Source organism: Bacteroidota bacterium (genome assembly GCA_016711505.1).
Taxonomy (GTDB): Bacteria; Bacteroidota; Bacteroidia; order AKYH767-A; family 2013-40CM-41-45; genus JADKIH01.
Genome location: JADJSV010000017.1, coordinates 68,925 through 94,669 on the forward strand (window position 1 = coordinate 68,925; position 25,745 = coordinate 94,669).

The window sequence follows — 25,745 nt, forward strand, 5'->3', positions numbered from 1 at the left end:
AAGAGAATTAAATCATATTTTATTATGGCCTGCTCAATTAACTTTAAACCATGCCCAGATTGCAATTCCTATCCAAACCAGGCCTTTCAGAAGAAAAAACATAAACCCATAGACACCGACTTTTTTCAGCCAGCTCTTTTTCTCTGTAGGGGTAGTTTTGTCTTCAGGCAAAATCATAATTTCAAAATTGTTTTAAACGAAGGAAATTCCGGCTGTTTTTTCATTCCAACTAATTACAAAATTAAGAATAGTTCCCGAATTAAATAAAACTTAAATTCTTTAACAAATTATATTCCTTTTTATCTGAAAGACTACAATTTGCATTAAATGTACCACAGAATAATGACTCTGAGCCTGTTCCCATTAAATCGAAATTAACTAAAATCAGGTTTTTTTAACCCCATTTTCCAATAATCTCAGCTTGTTGCACGCTCTTACTAATTCATGCAGGTTTAATGTATTTTGAATTTTAAAAACAGTATTTTCCCACTCCAAATACATCCCAAATTTTATGAAAAATTTACTGCTAATACTGGTTATTACTTGCTTCCATTTTTGCTCATTCGCACAATCACAACAACCGTTGACTTCTTCAGAAATTCTGCAGGGAATTAAGAAGTTGAATGTTGTTGGATCTGTGTTATACATTGCAGCACATCCTGATGATGAAAATACAAGACTACTTACTTATCTTAGTAAAGAAAAGAAACTTCGCACCGGTTATTTGTCATTGACTCGTGGCGATGGCGGACAAAATCTTGTAGGAAAAGAACAGGCCGAGCAGTTAGGTATAATCCGCACACAAGAATTACTTGCAGCAAGAAGAATTGATGGTGCAGAACAATTTTTCAGTCGCGCAAATGATTTTGGATATTCAAAAATCCTGAAGAAACTTTTAATTTCTGGAACAAAGACACGATTTTATCTGATGTTGTCTGGATCATTAGAAATTTCAAACCGGATGTCCTCATCTGCCGTTTTCCTACTACAGGCGAAGGTGGCCATGGACATCATACAGCTTCTGCAATACTAGGCTCTGAAGCGTTTGAAGCTGCTGCCGATCCAACACGTTTCGCATGGCAATTAAGATATGTTGATGTGTGGCAGATCAAAAGAGTTTTCTGGAATACTTTTAATTTCGGGACAACAAACACTACTGCAGCAGATCAGGTACAGATCGATGTAGGCGGATTCAATTCTCTCCTCGGTAAAAGTTATGGAGAGATCGCAGCTGAGAGTCGGTCAATGCACAAGAGCCAGGGATTTGGTTCTGCAAGATCGCGTGGAAAACAAATTGAATTCTTCAAACAAATAAAAGGAGATTCAGTGAAAGCTGATGTTTTCGAAAATATAGATTTGACATGGAACAGACTGGGTAATCAAAATGATCTGATAAATAAAATCAATTCATGTATTGCAGAATTTGATCCCGAATTTCCTGCCAAGAGTATTTCTGAATTAAAAATTATTTACAATTCACTACTTGCTTTACCTGAAACAAATAAAAATATTGCATATTGGAAAAAACAAAAATTAAAAGAAACAGAAAATTTACTGCTCAATTGTGCCGGCATCTGGATTGAACCATCTGCAGGAAATTTTTCAGGAATACCGGGAAAGAAAGTAGAAATTACTTTGCAGGCAATAAACAGAAGTGATGCAAATGTAAAGATCAATAGCATTGTTTATTCTGATAAATCAGATACTATTGCTGAAATTCCTCTGAAGAAAAATGAGCTCAGTGTTTTTAAACGAACAATTTCACTGAACAAAAACATTTCTTATTCCAATCCTTACTGGTTGAAGTCTGTACACAATGAAGGATTCTTCACAGTCACTGACCCAATGCTTATTCTTCAACCTGAAAACTCTGCAGCCTATTCTGTAAAAATCAATCTGAATATTGAAGGACTGAATCTGGAGATCAACAAACCTCTGGTTTATAAAAGTGTAGACCCTGCAAAAGGAGAAGTATACAGACCCTTCGAAGTTCTTCCTGCAATTGCAGTTAATTTTTCCGCCAAAGCTTTTACATTTCAAAATGGTAAACCTGCTGGAATTCAATTGAACATAATTGCTAACGAGGACAGTGTAAAAGGAAAAGTCACTCTTAATTTACCTAAAGGCTGGAAAGCTGAGCCGGCGGAATTCAATCTGGAAATATTCTCAAAAAACAATAACAGAATTTTTGAAACAACTATTACACCGCCTACTACCCATTCAGAAGGAACGATTTCTGCTATGGTCATTTCAAATGGCGATTCCATTTCTTATGGTATAAAAAGGATGGAGTACGACCATATTCCATATCAATTTATGCTTAATGAAGCAAAAGCAAAATTGGTGAGTTCCGATATCAAACTTGCAGGGACAAATATTGGTTACATTCCCGGAGCAGGCGATGAAGTTGCAGAATGTCTTGCACAGATCGGTTACAACGTAACTATTCTCAGCGATGAATTATTATCAAAGATCAATCTGAATGGTTTTGATGCAATTGTTACCGGTATACGTGCATACAATACAAATGACTGGCTTCAAAATCATAGTCAGAAGTTACTTGACTATATCAATCAAGGTGGAAACTTTATAGTACAGTATAATACTAATAACAGAATCGGACCGCTGATCTCAAAGATCTCACCTTACCCTTTTAATATTTCCCGCGAAAGGGTAACAGATGAAAAAGCAGAAATTCGTTTCAATGAACCTGCAAGTTCAACTCTTAATTTTCCGAATAAAATTTCTCCGGATGATTTTACAGGATGGAAACAGGAACGCGGAATTTATTTTGCATCAGATGCTGATCCGGCATATCAGAAAGTACTTTCAATGAATGATCCCGGAGAAAAAGCAAATGATGGAAGTTTAATTGTTGCAAAATATGGTAAAGGGAATTTTGTTTATACCGGTCTTGTTTTCTTCAGAGAATTACCTGCAGGAATTCCCGGGGCATACAGACTCTTTGTGAATTTGCTAAGCATACCGAAAAACAATTAGAATGAGTGAAAACCGATCGCATGAAGTAAAAAACTGGAAACGGATCTATCTTTCAATAGTAGTCTTTCTTGTCTTGCAGATTTTATTTTATAACTGGTTTACCGGGTTCTTCAAATGAGTACGATCGACTGGCTGGTAATGGGCATAACTCTGTTTTCCATAGTTGTCTATGGAATGTGGAAAAGCCGTGGAACGAAAAATATCCGCGGATATCTGCTTGCCGATAAAAAACTTCCATGGTATCATGTTGGATTATCAGTAATGGCTACACAGGCAAGTGCGATTACATTTTTATCTGCGCCCGGACAAGCTTACAATGATGGAATGAGGTTTCTGCAATTCTATTTCGGATTGCCGCTTGCTATGATCGTTCTATGTGTCACATTTATTCCGATTTTCCAAAGCCTGAATGTGTATACAGCATATGAGTATCTGGAAAAACGATTTGATATCAAGACAAGAATGCTGACGTCGTTTCTTTTCCTGATTCAGAGAGGTATTTCTACCGGCATTACGATCTATGCGCCTTCGATCGTGCTTTCATCGATCTTAGGAGTTAACATTACTTACACTACTCTATTCATTGGGGGAATTGTAATTTTATATACTGTGTATGGCGGAACAAAGGCCGTTTCACATTCACAACTTTTTCAGATGATCATTATTTTCTCCGGATTATTCTGTGCTGCGTTTATGGTGATTCACATGCTGCCGGAAAATATCGGCTTGGTCGATGCGCTTCACATTGCAGGGAAAATGGAAAAACTGAATCTGATCGATACCGATTTTGATCTAGACAACAGGTATAATATCTGGTCGGGAATCATTGGTGGCTTCTTTTTGCAATTGTCGTACTTCGGAACGGATCAATCGCAGGTAGGTAGATATTTAACAGGCAGTTCAATAACACAAAGCAGACTTGGGCTGATCATGAATGGATTTGTGAAAATTCCAATGCAATTTTTTATACTGTTAATTGGTACGCTCGTTTTTGTCTTCTATCAATTTCATCAACCACCGGTTTTTTTCAATGAAGTTGAAGTAAAAAATATCCGCAATAGCGTTTACAAAGAAGATTTCAATAAACTTGAGTCTGCCTATGTTGAATTGCATGGAAGCAAAATTGTTCATCTGAATAATCTTAAAACCGGAATCGATTCAGAGAACGAACAACTGATAGATGAATCACGGAAGCAACTACAACACACAGAAAAAAAAGAGAAAGAAATTAAAAAGTCTGTTACAGATCTTCTTAAAAAAAATAATGTTTTAGCAGATGTGAATGACACTAATTATGTTTTCCTGAGTTTCGTTACAAAACAGTTGCCGGTTGGAATGATCGGATTGTTAATTGCGATCATCTTCCTGGCATCAATGGGCTCAACGGCCAGTGGCTTGAATTCTCTCGCATCAACAACGCTCGTAGATATAATAAAACGTCTGATCAAAAAAGATGAAAGCAGCCATTGGTATTTATCGGCTTCACGCTGGGCTACTGTCGGCTGGGGATTATTTTGTGTCGTCATTGCAATCTATGCCGGGAAAATGGGTAACCTACTTGAAGCTGTTAATATTCTCGGATCACTATTTTACGGGACGATACTTGGAATCTTTGTTGTGGCATTCTACATGAAAAATGTTGATGGCAGATCTGTATTCTATGCAGCAATTCTTGCAGAAGTCTTTGTATTTATTTCCTGGAAACTTGATCTGACTGCTTTTTTGTGGTTGAATGTGATCGGGTGTTTACTGGTGATGGGTTTTGCATTTGTTATACAGAAGCTTAAACCGGACTAGGATTTATTGGATTTAAGGATTAAAAGATTATCATGGAAGATATCCGGAATTTAAAGGATTTCGGGGTTACCGGGAACTTGAATTAGAAGGAAAAAAAATGGACTTATAAATTAACATAAATCATTTACGTCAATCCATAAATCCATTTTATCAGAATCAAAAAATCTCGGTAATCCCGAAATCCATTAAATCCCGGTCAAAATCTCCTGTTATTAAATAACTAAGAAATCCTATAATCCATTAATCCAAATAATCCTAGTCTTACTTGGTTCCTTTAGCTTCAGCGATCAGCTTCTCATTCAACTTCACATAATCAGCATTGCTATCTTCTTTCGCAGCTGCCATCGATTTTTCTGCAGACTCAACAGCGCCTTTTGTATCTTTCATCTTCATCTGAATTTTTGCTTTCAAGTGCATCATCCAGTATGCTTTTGGATTTTGTTCAGTAGCTGTGTTTACCCACGTAAGAGCTTTAGTAAGGTCTTTGTTATTTTCATAGTAGTAATTTGCTGCCTGAAAATATGGACGCGAATCTTTTTCTAAAGCAGCTTCAATGTTTTTCATAACCTTCTCGTCAATGTCAGTTGATACACCGAAAGAAACTTTAGTCATATCCCAAAGTAGATCGATACTTGCTGTTGTTGCAGTCATATCACCAACATTAATCGTAAATGTTTCAAATTTCATAGGAGACGCTGAAACTTTTCCTTTTACACGAAGAGCTTCTTCTGTTGCTTTGTATTCAGCAGTGTTTCCGCCCAACGTAAGATCTTTGTAGAATAAAATATCCCAACTGTCTTTATTAGGAATTGTATACAAAGCATATGTTCCTGCTTTAAGTGCAACACCTTCAATTTTTACATCATCACCGAAAGTGATCTTTGTAGATTGATTTGCTCCTGTTCTCCATACTTTTCCATAAGGAACTAGATCTCCATAAATTACTCTGCCTTTAACGCTCGGTCTTGAATATTCGATCTTGATATTTGACAAAGCAAAAGCCTGGTCAATAGTTTGAGTTGGACTCGGTGCCGGAGTCTTCAACGCTTGCGCATTCGATGGGAAGATCGATGCGATCTGCACTATTAATAATAATGCAAGTGTGTGTGTAAGTGATTTCATTTTCATTGTTTATCGGGTTGGTTAAATTAGGGTGCAAAAATAACGATTATTTTGCTACTAAAAGATTTCAGATGCAAATGATATAAAATGCTGTAATCTAGCAATATGCAAGCTTTATGGCATCTGTTTTTTCGAGTAAATTTATAGACTCCGATTTTTGATTAATTAAAGGACATAACTGACTTTTAGTTAAACAATAGATTAACAGTTAATTATTTATATTTGTTTTGATAAAACCTTATAACAATGAATAAATTCATTTCTTCCTTTAATTTCGTTATTTTAACTCTTATAATTTCAGGAATAATTTTCTTAAAACCACAAGAAGGATTCGCACAAAGATTGTCATCAAGTAATCATCATAGTGCTATAATATGCGCTGATGGTACAGTACAGTCATGGGGATTGAATCTGGATGGTCAACTTGGAAATGGTTTAAATACAAATACTAATTTTCCGGTAACTGCTCTAATTGATAGTGTAATTTATCTATCAAGTGGTGGCGCATCAGCAAATGGATATACACTCGCAGTAAAATCAAATGGCACAGTTTGGGCCTGGGGTGGCAATACTTATGGCAATCTGGGTGATGGCACCTACGTTTCAAGGAATACTCCCGTGCAAGTGCCAAACCTTATCAATATAAATTCTGTTGTTGTTCCAACTGTTCAGGTCAGAGCATTCTCTCTTGCTTTAGATAATGATGGCATTATATGGGCATGGGGAGAAAATAACTCCGGTGTATTAGGAAATGGAACTACAAATAATAGAATTACTCCGGGACAGGTACCCGGATTATTTAATGTAAAAAAAATTACAGCCGGAGGATCCGGAAATGTAATTGCTTTGTGTGAAGACGGATCTGTATGGACGTGGGGCGAAAATAATTTGGGACAACTGGGTGATGGAACAACAACATCTAAACTCACACCGGTACAACTACTTGGTCTTCCACCCATGATTGATATAGCAGCAGGATTTCAACATGGACTAGGTCTAAGTGTGGATAGTAACGTTTGGGCTTGGGGAGTAAATTCTGCAGGTGAGATCGGCGATGATTCTTTGATCACTCGTTTAAATCCAATCAGATTATTTTCCCTATCAGGTATTTCAAAAGTTTTTGCTGGCTTCAGAACATCATTTGCCTTAAAAAATGATTCATCTTTATGGGCATGGGGAGTTAATAATTATGGTCAACTTGGAATTGGAACATTAGATTCAAGCTTACATCCGGTTCAGGTTCTCACGAGTGATATTACAGATATAGGAGTTGGGGGATATCAGGTTCTTGCTCTCAATAAAGACGGTCGATTGTGGTCATGGGGTCACAATGTTAATGGACCTTTAGGTGATAGTACAAATATCGACCGTTCTATTCCCGGATTGACAGCCACTTTATGTTATATACCTTCACCTGAACAATTTTTTGAACATAGAATACGGGGAATAATTTATCACGATTCAAATGCTGATTGTAATGAACAACCCTCAGAGTTAAAATTCCAATTTGTTCCGGTTTACTCTTCACCGGGAAACATGTATGGCTTCTCTAATTCATCTGGTTATTATTCAATCAAACTCCGAGATTCAATCAATTATTCAATCACCCCTCTACTGAATGCATATCATTCAAGTATGTTGACAAATCCATGTCCGCCTTCATATAATGTCACTTTAAATAATCCTGACTCAAGAGATACTTCAGGTTTCAATTTTGGATTCACTGGAAATCCTTGTCATTTGCTTATGGTTGATCTGAGTAGTACTCCTAAGAGAAGTTGCATGCTCTCTAATACTATTATCAGATACAGTAACACCGGTATAACACCTGCGTATAATGTTACCATCCATGTTAAATTTGACCAGGACGATATTCCTGTTTCTGCTTCATTACCATATACAATTGATGTTTCAGACAGTTCAATTGTTTTTGAAATAGATACTCTTAATCCGCAGCAAACAGGAAGCATTCAAATCAGAGATTCAATTGCGTGTGACACCGATTTATTCGGTTTGACAAAATGCACAAAGACCTGGATACTCCCGGTGAACCAATGCTTAATTGACTCAACGACCGGCCCGACATGGGATCAGTCTTCCGTATACGTTACCAGTATTTGTGTCAACGATACTGTTATCTTTCAAATCAAAAATAACGGAAGCAACATGGCTGTTCCAAGTAACTACAGAATTTTTGCCGATAATAATCTGGTACAAACAGGGAGTTATCAGTTGATGGCAGGTGATAGCATCTTGATTTATTTTGCATCTGCAGGAGCAACTGTTCGTCTTGAAGCTGATCAAACTCCCGGTCACCCCGGAACAAGTTTGCCAAGAAGCACCATCGAAGGATGCGGTGTAAATCTTTCAGGATTAATTTCAACTAATCAGGTTAACAATGCTCCAATGGACGATGAGGATGTTGACATTGAAATTGATTGCATCATGATTACTGGATCTTATGACCCAAATGACAAATCTAATTCTCCTTTGGGCATTGATTCCATTCACCTTGTCACTCCCGGAACTCCAATTGATTACACTATACGTTTTCAAAACACAGGAAATGATACTGCTTTTAAGGTAGTTATCATAGATACACTTTCAAATGACTTTGATCTTTCTACTTTAGAATTAGGGGCTGCTTCACACAATTATGTAGCAGAATTAAGTGGGCAGAATATTGCAGTGTTGAAGTTCATTTTTGACAACATCCTTCTGCCGGATTCAAATATTGACGAATTAAACAGTCATGGTTTAATTAAATACAAAATTAAACCAAAGAGCAATGTTGCTTTAGGAACTCAAATTAATAATGTCGCTGACATCTTTTTTGATTTTAATTTTCCTATAAAAACAAATACAAGTTATTTCACTTTAGGAAATTACTCAACCGCTTCAGTAAAATCTCTGGAGAAATATAAAACACTCGTAACAGTTTATCCAAATCCATCTTCTAATTTAATAACATTCAAATCAGATCTTAATCAACCGTTCAGATCCATAACAATTTATAGTACTGATGGAAAAGAAATTCAACTACAGGAATTTAATCTGAGTCAATCCGAAATCACATTGTCTTTAAATAAGCTTTCTAAGGGAATCTATTTCGCTAAATGTGAATTTAAAAATGAAAGTCATATGGTAAAATTCATAATTAATTAAAAGGAAGAAGAAAAACTTTTATAAATTGGATTATCAAAACTAAACTCATGAAAATACCCTTTCTTCTTTTATCCTTGTTTATGATCTGCTTTATGCCTGAAGTTAGTGCGCAAAATAATAATATAACTTCAGGCTCATCCATCGATGCAGTTACTTGCGCTGCGAATACTTTCTACGGTTTGACATCAACAAATGAAATTGTTTCATTAACGATCAATGGTTCTTCTGTAACTAACAATGGTGTCATTTCAACTTCAATGAACAATATAAATTCCCTTGCAGTGGGAAATGATCTGATCAATGGAACGAGCCAGCATATTTTCTATTCCTCAAATGTTGACAGCATAACATACAACGATGGCACCATTTGGAATCCTGTTTTATTCGATCCTGTTACATATCATAATGCAGGTGGGGCAGGATCTTTTGTCTATTATATGTCCAACGCTTTTCCATCCACTATCTCGCGTTTTACGGGAACCGCACTAAACACAATTCTTATCGATAGCAACCTGACATTTACTGTTGCTGATATAGGAGTTTCAAACTACGGTACCATTTACTATTTCTCAGGTACAGGTGCATCTACTCAATTTATGTATGAAATTTCTTCAACAGGAAATTTACTGAATACATATCCACTTAGTCTGTTTTCAGCAGCAGCATATGGCTGCTTTGTTATGAATAATACAATCTATGTTGGAATAGGGCCATCAGGTTCTCCTGCAAATTCAATTATTCCAATAACCATTAGCGGAATGAATGCTACTGTAGGTTCACCTATATCAATGCCTGCGATCAACTTTAAAGATCTTGCTAGTTGTATAGGAGAAGTAACTGATGTTACTTCAGTTAACAATTCAGAGAATATAGTTGTTTATCCAAACCCTGCTTCTAATATTTTCCATTGTGAAATTCCGGGAACAGGGTTGGTTGAATTCAACATCTCTGACGTTTCCGGAAGAATATTTTTCTCCAAAAAATTTAAATCCGGAAAAAATGAAATCGATTTAAGTCATTTAGCAAATGGAGTATATTTTGCCAAATTCATATTTAAGGACGAGATCATAATTAAAACGATTCAGAAATTTTAACAATTTCGATTTTCAGCTTCAGGACAACTGTTAGATAAGTTAACATTAATTTAAAAGATTTGAATGCAAGAATGTCTACATTGCGATGTTCACAAATTCAAATCATGAAAATTATCTTTGCACTATTGACAACTTGGATCTCATTCACTAAAATTTCAGCTCAGATCCTTCCCGGCTGGCAATTCAACAGTTTGAGCGGCTACAATTACTATCCTACAACAAACATTATACACGATGGAACGAGCACATTTGTTTGTTCGCAATCGACCGACCCTCTTAAAGTGGCCTACATTTATAAATTAGATGATAATGGCAATTTAATTGCGCAAGACAGTATACATAATTTCGACTATTCCATTCTGGACCATAAACGAATGGTCCGTGATAATTCAGGTGCTATATATCTATGCGGAAATGAATATGACGCTTTTCTGAATAAAACTATCAGACTGATCAAATTTGATTCATCTTTAAACAGAATCTGGGATGTAAATTTTCTTGATTCAAATTCGCAATCCAGCGCAGCAACCGGTTTATTGTATTCATCAACCGAAAACAGAATATCTCTTGTAGGAGAAAAATATGATTCGATGGATCATACAATTATTCTCAAATATGATACTTCCGGAAATTTATTGTGGGAATCTATCGATACACTGACAAATACTCTATCCTTAACGTCATATACAATTGACAACATTGGAAATGTAATTTTGGGTGGCTATGCTTTTATTAACGGAATTGGTACCGCTGAAGATTTTGTGATATACAAAACAAATACTTCCGGTTCACTGGAATGGCTGGTAAGAGAAAATGGCAGTTCAAATTCTGATGATATGTTATTTGACCTCTGTGTGGATTTCGAAAACAATATTTATGCTTCAGGAATTTTTGAAGATACAGTCCGGCAGAAAATCTTTAAATATAACTCTGCAGGGAATCAAATCTGGACGAGAAACCTTCCTCAGATCAGCTTTACCAAAGTTGCAGCAGATCTTGCAGGTAGTCTTTATATTGTAGGACTTGATACTGTTCCTGAACATGAATTTGCTGTCTTAAAATACGATTCTTCCGGAAACTTCATCCACTCAGCCTTTAGTGACCTTCCTGATTTCAATTATTACAATCAGGATTATTTCGTAAGTATTCAGACAAACGATTCCGGGAATGTCTTTCTTTTGAATAATGCTGATTCCTCCGGCAATTATAAATGGCTGGCTGCAAAGCTGGATTCAACCTTAAATTTAAAATGGGCTTTCGTCCACCCTAATTCAACTATTAATCCGGCCACGACAGGTGCATTGTGTGTTGTTGATGACGGAATAATAGTTGCAGGAAGAATCGATAATTTTTTGAGTGTAGTGCATTTCGAAGAAACCTTTTCAAGTGCAATTGAAAAGAACACATCCGACAATAATTTGTTTTTGTGGCCTAATCCCACTAGTTCGATTTTAAATATCTCAGCTACAAATATAAATACCGGATATTTTCAATTAAAAATTTACGATGTAAATTCAAAAGTATTACTCGAGAAAAATTTAAATACAGGAAATTCAAATTACTTTCAACAGGATCTTTCAGATTTTCAAAGCGGGTTATATTTTTTAACACTTCTGACAAAGAACTCTTTCTATTCAGGTAAATTCATAATTGAATAGTTGATTTGTAAATTGATAAAATAAAAAGGCTTCGTTAAATTAACGAAGCCTTTTTATTTTTAGAAGAAATAAGATTACTCTGTCTTAACAACTGAGATTGTTCTTTTTTCATTCTCAGAATATAATTCCAGGAAATATAATCCCGGTGAAAGTTCTTCACCGAAAGCAATTTCGCCATTTAAATTTTCCTTGAGACCTACTAACAATCCATAGGAATTATATAACCTGAATGAAATAATGTTCTCAGCATTAAAATGAAAATCATCGGAAGTTGGATTTGGATACACAATTACTTTTCCCAGTTCGTTTTCTGTTTCTCCGATATTTCTTGTTCTATCAAACGACTGATTGAACATTGCATCGTTAACGCCTGTTAAACTAAGTTGCGGTGTAGAATTTACAGGCGATGAAATTTTCGTTACAAAAAAATCTGCCCAAGGCTGATTAGGATACCCAACTAAAGTAAATGAACCGAAAAGCGCCGTGCCGTTAAACAGACCGGTTGTATAAACAAATCCTTGCGAATTCGTTGCAACTGCAAGTCCAATATCACGTCGTGTTCCACCGTAAGTTTTCACCCATTTGATCGACCCATCAGTTCCATATGATGCAACGATTACATCTTTGTACCCTGCAAACGAATATGCTTTACCACTGATCGAACCGGCTGTAGTTACAAATCCAGTAACGTGTACGCGGTTGTTTATTTTGTCCACTGCAATTCCATGTCCTACATCTTCGCCGCTGCCACCAAATTTCTTTGCCCATTGAACACTACCTGACGAATTATACTTTGCAACATATACGTCTCTGCTTCCACTTGTTGAATTCAATGTAGTAGAACTGAATTTTGTTTGTGCAGCGAAAGAACCGGTCAGATAAATATTTCCGGATCCATCGAGAGCAATTGCATTTGCTTCAGTAGTATCACAACAATCACCTGCTGCTTTTACCCACTGAAATGAACCACTTGAATTATACTTTACGAGAAACGTACTGTACTTCCCTGAATTTGTAATTGTCGTTCCATGAAATCTCGCAGGTGACGTCATTCCACCTGTTACGAATACATTCTCATTCGCATCAATAGCAATTCCATGCCCGCGGTCCTGTCGCGATCCTCCGCCACGTTTTGCCCAGATGCCATTTCCATTCGAATCAAACTTAGCAGTGAAAATATCGTTTCCGCCATCGCTGCTTATTGTACTCGGACCAATGGTCATTGAATTAGAAAAATTTCCCGTCACATAACAATTTCCATTTGGAGCAACTGCAATCGCACGGCCTTTGTCACTGCTGTTTGCATCTCCGAATTTCTTAGCCCAACGAACATTCCCATTGGCATCATACTTTGCTATAAAGATATCGTTACCACCGGATGACGTTAAACTTATCGTCGAACTGAACCGAACAGTTTTTTCGATCTCACCGGTTATGTAAACATTATGCTGAGCATCGATCCCAATTCCCATTCCGATATCTCCATCGGTCCCGCCTGCACTTTTTATCCAGATAATGTTCCCGCTGGAATTGTATTTTGCGACGAAAATGTCATGTGAACCATAAGATGACAAAGTACGATTATCAAATACAGAAGTGTATTCAAACTGTCCGGTTACATACACGTTACCGGAATCGTCAGCAACAATAGCATTTCCGTTTTCGAATCCTTGCGAAATTCCTTTTTTCGCATAATGGACTGTCTGAGCGTTAATGTTTAACATCAGGCAGAAAATTGCAAATGCCGAAGTGAAAAGTAGTTTTGTTTTCATTTTATTATGTGGGTTTTTTTGAACGATTTGTCTAAAGTAAATACTGCCGCTAATTTACGGCTTCTGTAAAAATATTAAAATGACTTTTACGATAAACTTCAATTATATTTTTTCATTAATTATTTTTTACATATAGAAAGCAGCAAAAGTAACGTAATAACTGTATAAAAGTTGCAATCATTCTATATTAAATCAATCTTATTCATTTTCGGATTTAATCAATAATAATTTTTTTTACTTGAGACCCGGAACCCGATGTTATCTCAGCAAAATAGATTCCTTTCGAGAAATTTGATATATCTATTTCACTATGCATTGAAAATTCTCTTTGCAATAATTTCCTGCTATGGATGTCAAAAATTCTTATGACTGTACTACCCTTCATTGAGACCTGCACATTAATTTTATCAGATGCAGGATTTGGAAAGATCACAACAGATTCTGCAGATAATAAATCGTCCTGAACTTTCAGCAGATTACAGTAATCCGGAGAAACAGAAGTACTGAAAGTGATAGACAATCCATTAGAAGGAGAAAATGATTCCGGTGCATAATTATACTGATGTGAACTTGAAATATAGCTATTACCTGTAACAACGGGTAAATTTTGATCTACAATACACTGGCTGTTTAACATAGTATCAAACCTGATTTCAACAGTATCAATTGTACATACAATTTCATTATTAGAAATTGAAATTGACCTTATATTACTTACTGACATGAGACTTGGCCAAAGTTTCGAAGCTAAAACATTTCCTGTAGGTGAAATTTTCATTCCGGCAAGACCTTGAATGCCGGGAATAGAACAATAGCAAAATAAGTAACTATTTCCTGCACTGTCACAAATCATTTCGAGTTCAAAGAACTGCCCTGATCCGGTAGCTTTATAATCTGACCGCCAGATTACATTACCATTGTCATCAAATTTCGTCAGAGTTGTGAATTCATCACCCCCAGGAGAGGATGGGCGATGATTTACGCATACAAGATAGGTTGAATCCGGAAGTAATGTCAATTTTCTGATTGATGCAACGGAGCCATACCAAAACCCCAATTCCTGAACATAATTCCCAAGACTATCAATTTTAAAAGCATCTCCGTAATGTGTAAAGCCGGGAGCGTACTCCGAAATCACCCAGGCTCCATTAAAATATGAAGGGTAAATATCATAAGGAGTGTAACTATTCCCGGGAAATACTGAACCTGAAACCGTAAAAATTACATTTCCTAACGTATCCATTTTAATTATTGAAGGATAATAGGTATGCGGAAATGAATAATCCCGTCCCTGCATTTCTAAAACATACAAGTATTTTCCATCAAATGCCGATCCAATTAATTCGTTTCGATAAGTTGAAGCGGGGATTATAAAACCTCTGAAATCTTTTACCCAAACTGAATTTCCGGATATATCGACTTTAAAAACACATGTGTCGTTAATTCCATAAGTTTCAGAAATACCATCTATAGTATTTGCAAATTTAAATGTTTGAGAATAGGAACTCAGGAACATTGAAAAGAAAAAAGAAAGTAAAATAAAGTTACGTAACATAGCAGAGAGATTTATTCAACAAAGTTAAAGAAAAGAAAATCCCTCGTATTAAACTTTGGCCAATGCCAGTATTCGATAGGCAGCTAACTTAATTCTATCAGTTAGTATTCAACATAAATTCCTTCTCAATGATCACATCCAGTTTTTTAAACCCTTCCATCCCTTTCACAATATAATCATATGCACCTTTCTTTTTTGCCAATTCAATGATCCGTGTATTGTCTACTGAAGTGTGCATGATGATAGCTGAATTCGGGCTGATCTCTTTCAATTTTACCAGGATCTCCAATCCGTCCTTTGAATTGGCTACTTCTGAATCCAGAAAGTAATCCATTAAAATCATGTCAGGAGAGATGCTGGATAGGATGATCTCTTTCAGACAATCATCTCCATTTGGAAATCCCTTTACTTCAATTCCGGGATACTTTTCAAAATAATCCATCAGCATTGAACGCTCGATTGGATTGTCGTCAACAACGAAAATAGTACCTAGTCTTCTTGGGGCAGTGGGTGTGAATGTGAGTTTAATGCCTGACATAAAAATGTGTTTTGAGTGCGGCAAAAGTAAAGGTTTTATTGGATTATTTTGGAATGCATAGCGAATTAATTGAAAAATAATGCTTGAAATTGAGTTGTTTTCAGCATTAATTCCCGAATTACCGGTCTGTATTCTTATTTATGACACATTCTATTGAACATAGAATCTCAAATCCTATTGAATTGAAAAAGTAAAACTATCTGCGGGTTCCTGCGCCGGTGGTCGAATTTTCTGCCGGATAAATACAGTATCTGAAACAACTTTTCTTGTCACCTTTGTTTCTATTGTATCCTTTTTATTGTAGTACACTGTATCTCGTATAACATTGTAATGGTACACTGTGTCTACCTTCTCTGAATCCGGGAAAACAGACTGTACTTCCGAAGGATCAAGTTTGCCTGTTGAATACAAATACGCAACAATTGCTATTACTCCTGCAATTATTATCATTGAAAAACCACCACCACTTCCGCCGCTACTTCCTTTTCCGGATTTAGTTGGTTTGTATTTATCAAAACCATTTTGCTGCTCAACATTTTTTTGGATAGCAGTCAGACTTGACATTAATTCAATACGACCGGCAGACTGAACAATTGACAAAGCTTCAAAATGTGATTTCGCTGCAGAAGCAAAATCAACATCTTTCATCTTTGACTGCAAGACAGCAAGCTCTTCACTTGTTAATTCATTTCTGAAATAACGATCGAGTAATTCAATATCTGTTTGATCCGGTTCCATTATCTCTTTTCAACAACCAATTTCTTTAATCGTTGAATGCATTTATATTTTTGATTTTTTGCTGTGTCTGCATTAGAATAGTTTAATTCCAGACTTATCTCTTCCATCGATCTCTTTCTGTAGTAAAAAAGGATCAGCAGTTTTCTGCAAGCTTCACCAATTTCCGCAAACAAATTTTTTATATCGATGTCTTGCGAAAATTCAGATTCACTTTCTTCTACCCGTATAAAATCTTCGAAGTTTTTTAATTGAACATTCTTCCTGCTTGCATTTAATTTCTTCAGCCATTGATTTCTTGCTACAGAATAAATAAATGTTTTAAGTGAACAGCTAATATGAAGTTTTTTATCCCTCACCTTTTCAAAAATTATGATCAACGTTTCCTGGAAAATATCAGAAGCGTCATCGTAAGTCCCTGAATTTTTTTCAACCAGATTTCTGATCATATTAAAGTGCGCTTTATACAAATAGCTGAAAGCAGCGGAATCAGATCCCGCGATCAAATCAAGCAATTCAGTATCGGTATAAACAGCCATATTCAGATTAATACAAAAGTTGGCGAAAGGTAACCCAAAACAGGAATTATAAAAATAATTATTTCTCTTCGGGTTACTTCTTTGTTTTCGGGGGTACTAACACTAAAATAAACTATTAAAATCCATTCAACATGAAAAAGCTCCTCACCTTATTATTTCTTGCCACTGTTGTTCTGACTGCTTGTCACCGCGAAAAACTTCAGGTCAATGATCTTTACTCTACTTTATACTCAAAAGACAATCTTCCTACTACGGGGTATTCAATAGATGCCGGCAAAGACACAGTACTCATTGGCAAGTCAGGAACGAAATTATTTATCGCCCAAAACACCTTTACTGACCTTCATGGAAATGTGATTGACGGAGAAGTTAAGGTTGAATTACGGGAAGCTATCTCAAACAGCGACCTTGTACTAGGCAATATGACCACTACATCAAATGGACAGATTCTTCAGAGTGGCGGCATGGTTTACCTGAATGCTCAATCGGGTGATCGTCAATTATCAATAGCTGAAGGCAAATCAATTGGTATATCAATTCCATCGGACAACAAACAATCTGATATGAAAATCTTCTCGGCAAAAATTGACAGTTCGGAAACGGAATTGAATTGGGTGGATCCTGAAGACAAAATTCAGGAAATTAACTTTAGTGAGCCCACTGCTCAATCATCAGATATGTATTCTGATTCATTAACGCCTGTGATCGCTCACAATTCCAATTACGATTTAGCTAAAGCTGAGAATTATATATCGCAACTGGTTCCGCCAAAGAAACCGGAATCAATAAAAACAGAATCCGATACAATCTTATCTCTGGATTTTGATCCTGTTCAATTTCCTGAACTGGCACAATATAAAAATGTAAAATTCAGATTGCGCAATTCACCAAATTACGATCCTAAGGATGCAGGCAAAACGTGGACTAATGTTGACCTCAAAAAAACCGATGAAGAAGGCATTTATCTGATCACATTTTCCTCTGTGCTTTCTGAAGTGATCGGCAATAAAAAGAAGTTTCATACCGCGTATCGCCCGGATTCACAGGAGAAGATTATAAGAAAGCTCTGGCTGTTTACAATAAAAAATTCGAACAATACGAATATGCAAAAGCTTCTATCGCTGAAAAGAAAGCTGAAAAAGAAAGAAGGGATAAAATAGCATTCGAGGAAAATCAAAGAAAACTCAAAGTGCAAAATGAAACTTTTCAAAGAAAATGGATTTCTGACTCAACAGCTCAGGCCAATGCAGTACGAAAAAATGCGTCAAATAATTTGTTAACGAGTCTGCAATCAGCAACTAACATAAACAGAAATATATTTTTACGAAACGCTGTTAATGCATATATCTTTGACGTAACCTCACTCGGCTGGAGCAACATCGACAAATATTATCAGGACCCTCGGATGAAAACTGTAGACATTTCAGCTGACATTTTTGAAAAAACAGAATTCGATGCAGTTTTTGTCACACTGCTTTTGAATAATCAGAAGGTTTACCTGAGAGGACTACAAGGGCAAGAAAATAAATTTTCATTTGATTATGGAAGTGGCTCAAAATTACCTCTTGGCGAAGAAGCTACAATAATTGCAACAGGATTTAAAAATGAAACTCCTTTTATTTCAATTCAAAAAATAATTATCAAAGAAAGTCAGAACTTAGAACTAAAACTCGAGCAGACTAACATAAGTGAAATGAAAATCATTGTTGACAGAAACGTCTGATATAATTCATCTCACAACTTTTTCATGGGAACACCGGATGGGCTCATTTCACTTTGGGAAATGGGCCTTGATGGTGTTCTTTTATTTATCTCCGGATCATATTTCTTCCTACAATTTTCTCTACTGCCGAATCTTTGAAACTTCTGCTCATTTGCAATTGAATTGCTTCAAGGATTATTGTATTTCCATCTATACTTTTAATAGCATTAATTGACACGATCATCGATTTGTGAATCCGTACAAACTTCTCTACAGGCAACGACTCTTCAATTCCTTTGAATGTCATGTAGGTTATATATTTCTTTTCGTTAGTATGAATAACAACATAATTCTGCAAAGCTTCAATATGACTTACTGAATTATACAAGATCCTTTCAATTTTACTTCCACACTTTACATAAAAATGTTCATAAGCATTTCCTGTCGGAGTTTTTGAAAAATGCGTTACGTTTTTCATTAAATAATATTCATACGCTTTATAACTGGCTTTCATAAACCTATCACGCGAAATTGGTTTTAACAAATAATCAATTGCATCCAGGGCAAATCCATCGACTGCGTATTCAGAATAAGCAGTAGTAAAAATAATCATTGGTGGATTCTGAAGAGACCGAATAAAATCCATTCCATTCATCTTAGGCATTTGGATATCCAGAAAGATTAAATCCGTAGAATTTTCCTTTAAAAGATTATACGCTTTAAATGGGTTTTCTGCTTTTCCTGACAGTTCAAGAAATTCCACATCATGGATATATTCTTCAATTCCCTTTCTGGCTATTGGTTCATCGTCGATGACCATACATTTTAGTTTATTCATATCTTAATTCCAGATTAACTTCAAATGCTTTATCACTCTTACTGATCTGTAAATTATGTTTCCCGTTATAGATCAGCTCCATTCTTCTTTTAACATTTTCCAGTCCGATTCCACTATTTTTTTTATCGTGCTGTGCCACGCAATTATCGATCGTATTGAAAACTCTGAAACTAAATCTTCCATTAGATCTGAATAAATTTATTTCGATCGCATTTTCAATTTCAGAATTGTTGCTTACATGTTTAAATGCATTTTCCACAAATGAAATCAGGATCAGCGGTGCTATACAGAATTGCTTTACTTCTTCTGAACAATTAAATGAAATCCTGAAATTGTCTTCTTTTCTCAGACTTTGCAGCTCAACATAACTTCTCAAATAGGCGATTTCCTTTTCAATAGCTATTTCGTTGGCCCTGCAATCATATAATTGATATCTGAGCATTTCTGAAAATTTTACAAGACTGTTTCTCGCAGCAGTATTTTCCTTTTCTATCTGAAAAAAAATAGTGTTGATAGAATTAAATAGAAAATGCGGATTGATCTGAGCATTGAGAAAATCAAGTTCAGCTTGAGTTTTCTCCTGAATCAGCAGCGCCATTTGTTTGTCAGTGAGAATTCTGTTTTGAAGCAGCTCAATACTTATACCAAAAAGTGTTCCGACAAATATGACAATGTAGGTATTGAATACCTGATAGAATAAACTTTTTGATAATTGAATAAATTCCGGAGTAAGTGTTCCACGAATGCTGTGTACTTGCCAGTCAACAAATTGCAAGAACAAACTGAATATGATATTACAAGACAAGAAAGAAATCAGAAATAATATAAATTGTTTTTTGTATAAAAGCCGGGGTACAAAAATCCGATTGATGATCCTAGTTGCAGAAATGATCGATGCCATATCGATGATCACGAGAATAAAAGTCGTAAAGAATGAACCATCAGTTGAACAGATCCATCTATACAGGATAAGGATTAGAAAAAACACTAACGTACCTATAATTTTTAGCGGCTTCATCAAATGCAGTTTACACAATGTTATGGTAATTATGTGTCACGCTTAAGTAATTTAGATGAATGACATTTTCTATATGACAAAATACCATTTTCATAAAACGAACAGCAAACCTTGCCGATATGATTAACTAAACAACAACAGTGATCAGTCGTCAAGAATTATTGTTACCTCCTCAGAATTTATTGACAAACTGCTTTATAAATTTCAATTTCAACGAAAAAATATAAAATGAAAGCAGAAAAAAACAAAATTTTAGTATCGCTAATCGCACTCTGCCTGTTCGCCGGCAATGCATTTTCTCAATGGGTTCAAAAAAACGGTTTACCCGGAAATTTAGCCGCTCGTGATGGAGCAGTAAGTTGGGTTATCGGAAACAAATGCTACATGGTAGGTGGAAATGGTCATTCTGATCTTTTGGAATATGATCCGACTACTGACGGATGGATTCCAAAATCTTCGATTCCTCAAGGCATAACCATGTTTGCAATGGGATTTGTTGCAAATGGCAAAGGTTATCTATGTGGCGGAAACGGTCCGAATTTCATTTATTACAATTCCCTTTGGGAATATGATCCTGCCATTGATTCATGGACACAAAAAGCAGATTTCCCAACCGGCAAACGTGCAGGTGGATGTGCATTTTCAATCGATGAAAAAGGATATGTTGGTTGTGGTGACGACAGTTCTTTTATCTATTCTGATTTCTTTAAGTATGATCCAATAACAAATTCATGGTCACCCTTACCATTATTTGCAGGTGGATTCAGATCCTGGCCCTATGCTTTCGCTGTTGGCAATAAGGGTTATGTAGGTGGAGGAGCTCAGGTATCAGAAATGAATGATCTATGGGAATTTGATCCTGTATTAACTTCATGGACACAACGATCATCCTTCCCGGGAAGTGCGAGACAATGTGCTGCATCATTCTCAAGTCTTACAAAAGGATATGTCGGATTAGGTCAATCATCTTTCACAACGACATACGATGATGTCTATGAATATGATCCGACATTAGATTATTGGAGGCCATTGGCTTCATTTAATCCTGGAGGAAGAGCATGGCCAACCGGATTTGCATTTGGCAACAATATCTACCTATCAACAGGATGGAATTTTACTACGTTTTATAGAGATCTATATATGCTTGATGTAAGTACCCAGATTACAAATTTGCATGTGAATTCATCAAATGCAAAATTTCAGTATAATAATTCGAAGCAAACTTTGTCGTTGGAATGGTTAAATGGCACAGCAACAAATATTCGGTTCGACATTTTTAATTCAATGGGTCAGCTCATCAATTTATGTGAATACAAAGCCACTGCTAACGAAATAAATCATTTCACAAAAGAATCGGGTAAGTTAAGTAAAGGAATATATTTTCTTAAAATGTATTCTAAGGATACGAATCAATCGTTTAAATTTATTGTTGAGTAAAGATTATAAGCTATACAATATGATCTGCGGGGAAAAATATTGCGCTTAAATATTTCCCGCAGATCTCGCGGAGCTCGCAGATTCTGCGCAGATTTTTTTTAATAAGAACTTGTTTTGTAACTGAATTTTTTCTGCGTTAAATCGTGAGATCTGGGGGGTGCGCGTTTTCCCGCAGATCTCGCGGAACTCGCAGATCTCTCGCAGATTTTTTTTAATAAGAACTTGTTTTGTAACTGAATTTTTTCTGCGTTAAATCTGCGTATCTGTGAGATCTGTGGGGAAAAATATTGCGCTTAAGTTTTTCCCGCAGATCTCGCGGAACTCGCAGATCTCTCGCAGATTTTTTTAATAAGAACTTGTTTTATAACTGAATTTTTCTGCGTTAAATCTGCGTTATCGGCGAGATCTGCGGGAAAAAATAATGCGCTTAAATTTTTTCCCGCAGATCTCGCGGAACTCGCAGATCTCTCGCAGATTATTTTTTTCCTGCGCTAAATCGGCGTGATCCGCAAGATCTGCGGGAAATAATTTCTCTCCACTCTTACCAGCAAAATAAAAAATGGCACTGTAGTTGTAATCTGAATTTTTAATGAAGGAAATTTTCCTTCAACTTACCAAAAATTCAAACTTCTAACACAGCTAAAAATGAAAAATTCATTTCTTTTGGCAGTACTTTGTATTGCCCTTTCCGCAAAAGCGTCGAATGAAAAAATTGTCAAGTCCGTTGTAAAAAATGTAACTGTCTTCACTCAGGGAGCTCAGGTATTCCGTTCAACTTCTGTTCCACTTTCTCCCGGAGTTACTGATCTTGTTTTTCAGGGAATCTCACCACAGATAAAACCAACGAGTGTTCAGGCCGGCGGTAAAGGGGATTTTATAGTAACGGAAGTTCGACACAATATTAAATATCCTGAACCGGTTCAACCGGTAGATGAAAGTCTACCGAAAGAGGTTGTAAGAGAAATAAAACTTCTTGAAGATTCGTTAGTCGAAATCGGTTTCAGAAGAGAAGAACTTACAGACCGCAGGACCGCTTTGCAAATGGAGAAGGATATGATCATGAAAAATAAATTATCGAATGGAGAAGGAAAGAGTGACTCATTACCAATATTAAAACAAGCGATGGAATTTTTCAGATTAAAATTAAATGACATTAATGCACAACTTAACAAGATCAAAAGAGATGAACAAAAAAATGCAACGGCAACGACTCTTGTAAATGCGCGATTGACAGATCTTAGAACGTATAAGAACAGTGAACAACCAAAAAAAGTGTATGAACCGATCCACCAGGTGATCGTAACAGTAAGTTGTGAAACCGCAGTGAATGCAACAGTAGATGTAAGTTATATGGTTTCAAATGCAGGATGGATTCCATCCTACGATCTGCGTTCAACTACCGCTACAGCTCCGGTACAGCTTACATACAAAGCAAATGTTTTCCAGAATTCAGGTGAGGACTGGAAAGATGTGAAACTCAAACTAAGTACTTCAAATCCGAATCGCAGCAACATCAAACCGGTATTGCCAACCTGGTATGTCAGTTATTATACCGCTAACAGAGAAGTAAAGATCCCTACTGGAGCAAGAGCCGGATCTTCTGAAAATTCTACAATGAATGAAATAGCACTTGATGCTGCCAAGAAAGACATGGATCAACTTTCACCTGCTCAATCTGCAGCTCACTACTCTCAACTTGTAGAAACAATGGCAAATGTTATTTTTGAAATAAATTTACCTTACAGTATACCATCTGATGGAGCATCTCATGTAGTTTCAATCAAGACAAGCGATTTACCTGCAACATACTATCACTATCTGGTTCCAAAAATTGAAAGCGAAGCATTTTTATTGGCGAAAGTTACAGGTTGGGAAAACTTAAATCTCCTTCCGGGATCAGCAAATGTATTTTATGAAGGTACCTATGTAGGCGAAACTGTTCTGAATCCTGCAGTAATCAATGATACTCTCGATCTCGCTTTCGGAAGAGACAATGACATTACTATTACACGAACTAAACTTCCGGGAAAAGAAAGTAATAAACTTCTAGGTAACGATATTACCAAAACTGTTAATTATCAACTTCGATTGAAGAACAACAAATCAAAAATACTTAACCTTATTATCGAAGATCAGATTCCGATCTCGCAAATTTCAGAAATTAAAATTGAAATGAAAGATAAAGGAACAGCTGATTATAATTCTACAACCGGACTTTTGAAATGGAATCTGAATATGAATCCGAAAGATCAAAAGACGCTCACTTTCTCCTATGATGTCACATATAATAAGGACAGACCAATAGGCATGTATTAGTCTCTAAGATTCAATCCTTATTCCCATAACAAGTATATCATCTATCTGATCACCTTTGGCTTTATACTCGTTATGAAAATTCAGTAAATTTATTTGTTGTTGCTGCAACGATTTTCCTCTTTGCAGCAGCAACAATTCTTTGAATTTTTTCCGGGTCAGCTTTTTTCCGTTGTCTCCTCCAAACTGATCAGCATAACCATCACTGGCAAGATAAAGAATATCGCCTTTTTGGATTTCAATTTTGTGTTCTGTAAAAGGAATGCGGTTTTCAGTTAATCCAATTGCTTGCTTGTCGGGTCGATGTTCAATTAATTCATACACGATTCCTGTACGTGCTATCCACAATGGAATATTGGCACCGGACCAATAAAGTTCACGTGTAGATTTATTGAAAGAACAGATGCTTGCATCCATTCCATCTTTTACTTCGCCATCGAGCCCGATACTTTCTACTATTAATTCAGCGACCTTATCAAGTATTTTGGCCGGCGAAGTTATGCCGTATTCTTTTATTGCACGGTTCAAAGCATTGTTACAAACAATATTGATCAAAGCTCCCGGTACTCCGTGACCTGTGCAATCACATACCGCAAAAAACACCCAGTCACCAACTGTTTCTACCCAATAGAAATCACCTGAAACAATATCTTTGGGCAGATACAAAATAAAATTTTCTCCTATCCTGTTCTGTATAACATTCGATGAAGGCAATAAAGCCGTCTGTATCCGTTTGGCATAATTTATTGAATCGACTAACTCTCTTTTCTCCCGCTGAATATTGTCTTTTTCTTTTTTTAATTCATAAGTACGGGTATCGACCTGATTTGACAGATATCTGTCCTGAATTATCCGAAACAAATCATTAAACTTAAATTGTAAACCACTAATAGAAATATTTATCGGAGATCCGTTTCTTTTATATTCCTGCTCAAGCCATATCCTTTTAAAAAAATTCTTCTGATTTGAAATGTAGCGTTTCGGATTTTTCACTTTGATAATAATACAATCTGAAAAAACTACTTTACTGGTATTAACTTCTACTACATCAGACCAGAAAACCATTCCAGCCGAAACCAAACCTGAGTTATCAAGAATTCCCATACTATTTATTACTAATCCGGGACCTGAATCTGTCAGACGTTTAATACATAAGCCGGCAACCATTCCGGATATGACAGCCAAAATCAGATTAATAATAGAACTGTAAATCAATTTTACTATAGAACCTGAATGTTCTGAAATATTATCATATATGTTTATACAGAATTCATATGTCAGATAAAGTGAAAGGAGCAAAACGAAAGTCAGCAATTTCTTTCTTGACTTAATTACAATATCTTTTTGAGGATTCATCTTTTAATAAAATCGATTTGCTTAAACCAATTAAATAAACATTGGACAATGCGAATATAACAGAAATGATCAACTATAAAATTTAATAAAAATCAAAGGTTTTTAA

At 36.0% G+C, this 25,745-nt stretch carries 17 protein-coding genes and 1 pseudogene; 9 read left to right on the forward strand and 9 right to left on the reverse strand.

The window, feature by feature from the left end; genetic code table 11:
- Positions 1-511: 511 nt before the first annotated feature.
- A pseudogene (locus IPL24_13955) lies at positions 512-3,000 on the forward strand (PIG-L family deacetylase).
- Between the two features lie 114 nt (positions 3,001-3,114).
- Positions 3,115-4,797: a sodium:solute symporter gene (locus tag IPL24_13960; GenBank protein ID MBK8364716.1), complete on the forward strand. Its 1,683-nt coding sequence runs from the start codon at positions 3,115-3,117 to the stop codon at positions 4,795-4,797.
- Between the two features lie 261 nt (positions 4,798-5,058).
- Here the strand turns inward: IPL24_13960 and IPL24_13965 are convergent, their stop codons facing one another.
- Positions 5,059-5,919 (reverse strand): DUF2911 domain-containing protein, encoded by an 861-nt coding sequence (locus IPL24_13965; protein ID MBK8364717.1) that lies wholly within the window; start codon positions 5,917-5,919, stop codon positions 5,059-5,061.
- A gap of 246 nt (positions 5,920-6,165) precedes the next feature.
- Here IPL24_13965 and IPL24_13970 point away from each other — a divergent pair, with 246 nt between their 5' ends.
- The 3 genes from IPL24_13970 to IPL24_13980 all read left to right on the forward strand — a co-directional run bounded on the left by IPL24_13970 (position 6,166) and on the right by IPL24_13980 (position 11,836).
- The gene (locus IPL24_13970; protein MBK8364718.1) at positions 6,166-9,084 is read left to right on the forward strand and encodes a T9SS type A sorting domain-containing protein; all 2,919 of its coding nucleotides are present in this window, start codon (positions 6,166-6,168) and stop codon (positions 9,082-9,084) included.
- 47 nt (positions 9,085-9,131) lie between these two features.
- Positions 9,132-10,178, forward strand: a complete 1,047-nt coding sequence (locus tag IPL24_13975; protein ID MBK8364719.1) for a T9SS type A sorting domain-containing protein — start codon at positions 9,132-9,134, stop codon at positions 10,176-10,178.
- A 104-nt stretch (positions 10,179-10,282) separates the two neighbouring features.
- Positions 10,283-11,836, forward strand: a complete 1,554-nt coding sequence (locus IPL24_13980; protein ID MBK8364720.1) for a T9SS type A sorting domain-containing protein — start codon at positions 10,283-10,285, stop codon at positions 11,834-11,836.
- Positions 11,837-11,910: 74 nt separating this feature from the next.
- Here the strand turns inward: IPL24_13980 and IPL24_13985 are convergent, their stop codons facing one another.
- The 5 genes from IPL24_13985 to IPL24_14005 form a co-directional block, all read right to left on the reverse strand.
- Complete coding sequence (locus tag IPL24_13985; GenBank protein MBK8364721.1) at positions 11,911-13,608, reverse strand: T9SS type A sorting domain-containing protein; 1,698 nt, start codon at positions 13,606-13,608, stop codon at positions 11,911-11,913.
- A gap of 214 nt (positions 13,609-13,822) precedes the next feature.
- Positions 13,823-15,163, reverse strand: coding sequence for a T9SS type A sorting domain-containing protein (locus IPL24_13990; GenBank protein MBK8364722.1), 1,341 nt, complete (start codon positions 15,161-15,163; stop codon positions 13,823-13,825).
- A 97-nt stretch (positions 15,164-15,260) separates the two neighbouring features.
- A complete protein-coding gene (locus IPL24_13995; GenBank protein MBK8364723.1) occupies positions 15,261-15,701 on the reverse strand; it encodes a response regulator in 441 nt (146 codons plus the stop codon).
- A 174-nt stretch (positions 15,702-15,875) separates the two neighbouring features.
- Positions 15,876-16,439: a hypothetical protein gene (locus IPL24_14000; protein ID MBK8364724.1), complete on the reverse strand. Its 564-nt coding sequence runs from the start codon at positions 16,437-16,439 to the stop codon at positions 15,876-15,878.
- Positions 16,439-16,975 (reverse strand): sigma-70 family RNA polymerase sigma factor, encoded by a 537-nt coding sequence (locus IPL24_14005; GenBank protein ID MBK8364725.1) that lies wholly within the window; start codon positions 16,973-16,975, stop codon positions 16,439-16,441. The genes IPL24_14000 and IPL24_14005 overlap by 1 nt, the downstream gene beginning before the upstream one ends.
- A gap of 131 nt (positions 16,976-17,106) precedes the next feature.
- Between IPL24_14005 and IPL24_14010 the strand changes: the two genes are divergently transcribed.
- Entirely contained in the window at positions 17,107-18,135 is a 1,029-nt protein-coding gene (locus tag IPL24_14010) for a hypothetical protein (protein ID MBK8364726.1), read from the forward strand.
- A 29-nt stretch (positions 18,136-18,164) separates the two neighbouring features.
- Positions 18,165-18,698, forward strand: coding sequence for a hypothetical protein (locus IPL24_14015; GenBank protein ID MBK8364727.1), 534 nt, complete (start codon positions 18,165-18,167; stop codon positions 18,696-18,698).
- 85 nt (positions 18,699-18,783) lie between these two features.
- Here IPL24_14015 and IPL24_14020 read toward each other — a convergent pair whose 3' ends face one another.
- Complete coding sequence (locus IPL24_14020) at positions 18,784-19,515, reverse strand: response regulator transcription factor (protein MBK8364728.1); 732 nt, start codon at positions 19,513-19,515, stop codon at positions 18,784-18,786.
- On the reverse strand, positions 19,508-20,533 hold the full coding sequence (locus IPL24_14025) for a histidine kinase (protein ID MBK8364729.1): 1,026 nt from the start codon (positions 20,531-20,533) through the stop codon (positions 19,508-19,510). Before IPL24_14025 ends, IPL24_14020 begins: the two co-directional genes overlap by 8 nt.
- Positions 20,534-20,761: 228 nt before the next feature.
- On the opposite strand from IPL24_14025, the gene IPL24_14030 reads away from it, so the two are divergent.
- Together IPL24_14030 and IPL24_14035 are read left to right on the forward strand one after the other, a co-directional pair.
- On the forward strand, positions 20,762-21,970 hold the full coding sequence (locus IPL24_14030; protein MBK8364730.1) for a T9SS type A sorting domain-containing protein: 1,209 nt from the start codon (positions 20,762-20,764) through the stop codon (positions 21,968-21,970).
- 645 nt (positions 21,971-22,615) lie between these two features.
- Positions 22,616-24,286, forward strand: a complete 1,671-nt coding sequence (locus IPL24_14035; protein ID MBK8364731.1) for a DUF4139 domain-containing protein — start codon at positions 22,616-22,618, stop codon at positions 24,284-24,286.
- 3 nt (positions 24,287-24,289) lie between these two features.
- Here IPL24_14035 and IPL24_14040 read toward each other — a convergent pair whose 3' ends face one another.
- Entirely contained in the window at positions 24,290-25,639 is a 1,350-nt protein-coding gene (locus IPL24_14040) for a SpoIIE family protein phosphatase (protein ID MBK8364732.1), read from the reverse strand.
- Positions 25,640-25,745: the final 106 nt, after the last annotated feature.

What these genes read in the sequence shown, in the direction of transcription:
- IPL24_13960 (MBK8364716.1), top strand. Translation starts at nt 3,115, where the DNA reads ATGAGTACGATCGACTGGCTGGTAATGGGCATAACTCTGTTTTCCATA.
- IPL24_13965 (MBK8364717.1), bottom strand. Translation starts at nt 5,919, where the DNA reads ATGAAATCACTTACACACACACTTGCATTATTATTAATAGTGCAGATC.
- IPL24_13970 (MBK8364718.1), top strand. Translation starts at nt 6,166, where the DNA reads ATGAATAAATTCATTTCTTCCTTTAATTTCGTTATTTTAACTCTTATA.
- IPL24_13975 (MBK8364719.1), top strand. Translation starts at nt 9,132, where the DNA reads ATGAAAATACCCTTTCTTCTTTTATCCTTGTTTATGATCTGCTTTATG.
- IPL24_13980 (MBK8364720.1), top strand. Translation starts at nt 10,283, where the DNA reads ATGAAAATTATCTTTGCACTATTGACAACTTGGATCTCATTCACTAAA.
- IPL24_13985 (MBK8364721.1), bottom strand. Translation starts at nt 13,608, where the DNA reads ATGAAAACAAAACTACTTTTCACTTCGGCATTTGCAATTTTCTGCCTG.
- IPL24_13990 (MBK8364722.1), bottom strand. Translation starts at nt 15,163, where the DNA reads ATGTTACGTAACTTTATTTTACTTTCTTTTTTCTTTTCAATGTTCCTG.
- IPL24_13995 (MBK8364723.1), bottom strand. Translation starts at nt 15,701, where the DNA reads ATGTCAGGCATTAAACTCACATTCACACCCACTGCCCCAAGAAGACTA.
- IPL24_14000 (MBK8364724.1), bottom strand. Translation starts at nt 16,439, where the DNA reads ATGGAACCGGATCAAACAGATATTGAATTACTCGATCGTTATTTCAGA.
- IPL24_14005 (MBK8364725.1), bottom strand. Translation starts at nt 16,975, where the DNA reads ATGGCTGTTTATACCGATACTGAATTGCTTGATTTGATCGCGGGATCT.
- IPL24_14010 (MBK8364726.1), top strand. Translation starts at nt 17,107, where the DNA reads ATGAAAAAGCTCCTCACCTTATTATTTCTTGCCACTGTTGTTCTGACT.
- IPL24_14020 (MBK8364728.1), bottom strand. Translation starts at nt 19,515, where the DNA reads ATGAATAAACTAAAATGTATGGTCATCGACGATGAACCAATAGCCAGA.
- IPL24_14025 (MBK8364729.1), bottom strand. Translation starts at nt 20,533, where the DNA reads ATGAAGCCGCTAAAAATTATAGGTACGTTAGTGTTTTTTCTAATCCTT.
- IPL24_14030 (MBK8364730.1), top strand. Translation starts at nt 20,762, where the DNA reads ATGAAAGCAGAAAAAAACAAAATTTTAGTATCGCTAATCGCACTCTGC.
- IPL24_14035 (MBK8364731.1), top strand. Translation starts at nt 22,616, where the DNA reads ATGAAAAATTCATTTCTTTTGGCAGTACTTTGTATTGCCCTTTCCGCA.
- IPL24_14040 (MBK8364732.1), bottom strand. Translation starts at nt 25,639, where the DNA reads ATGAATCCTCAAAAAGATATTGTAATTAAGTCAAGAAAGAAATTGCTG.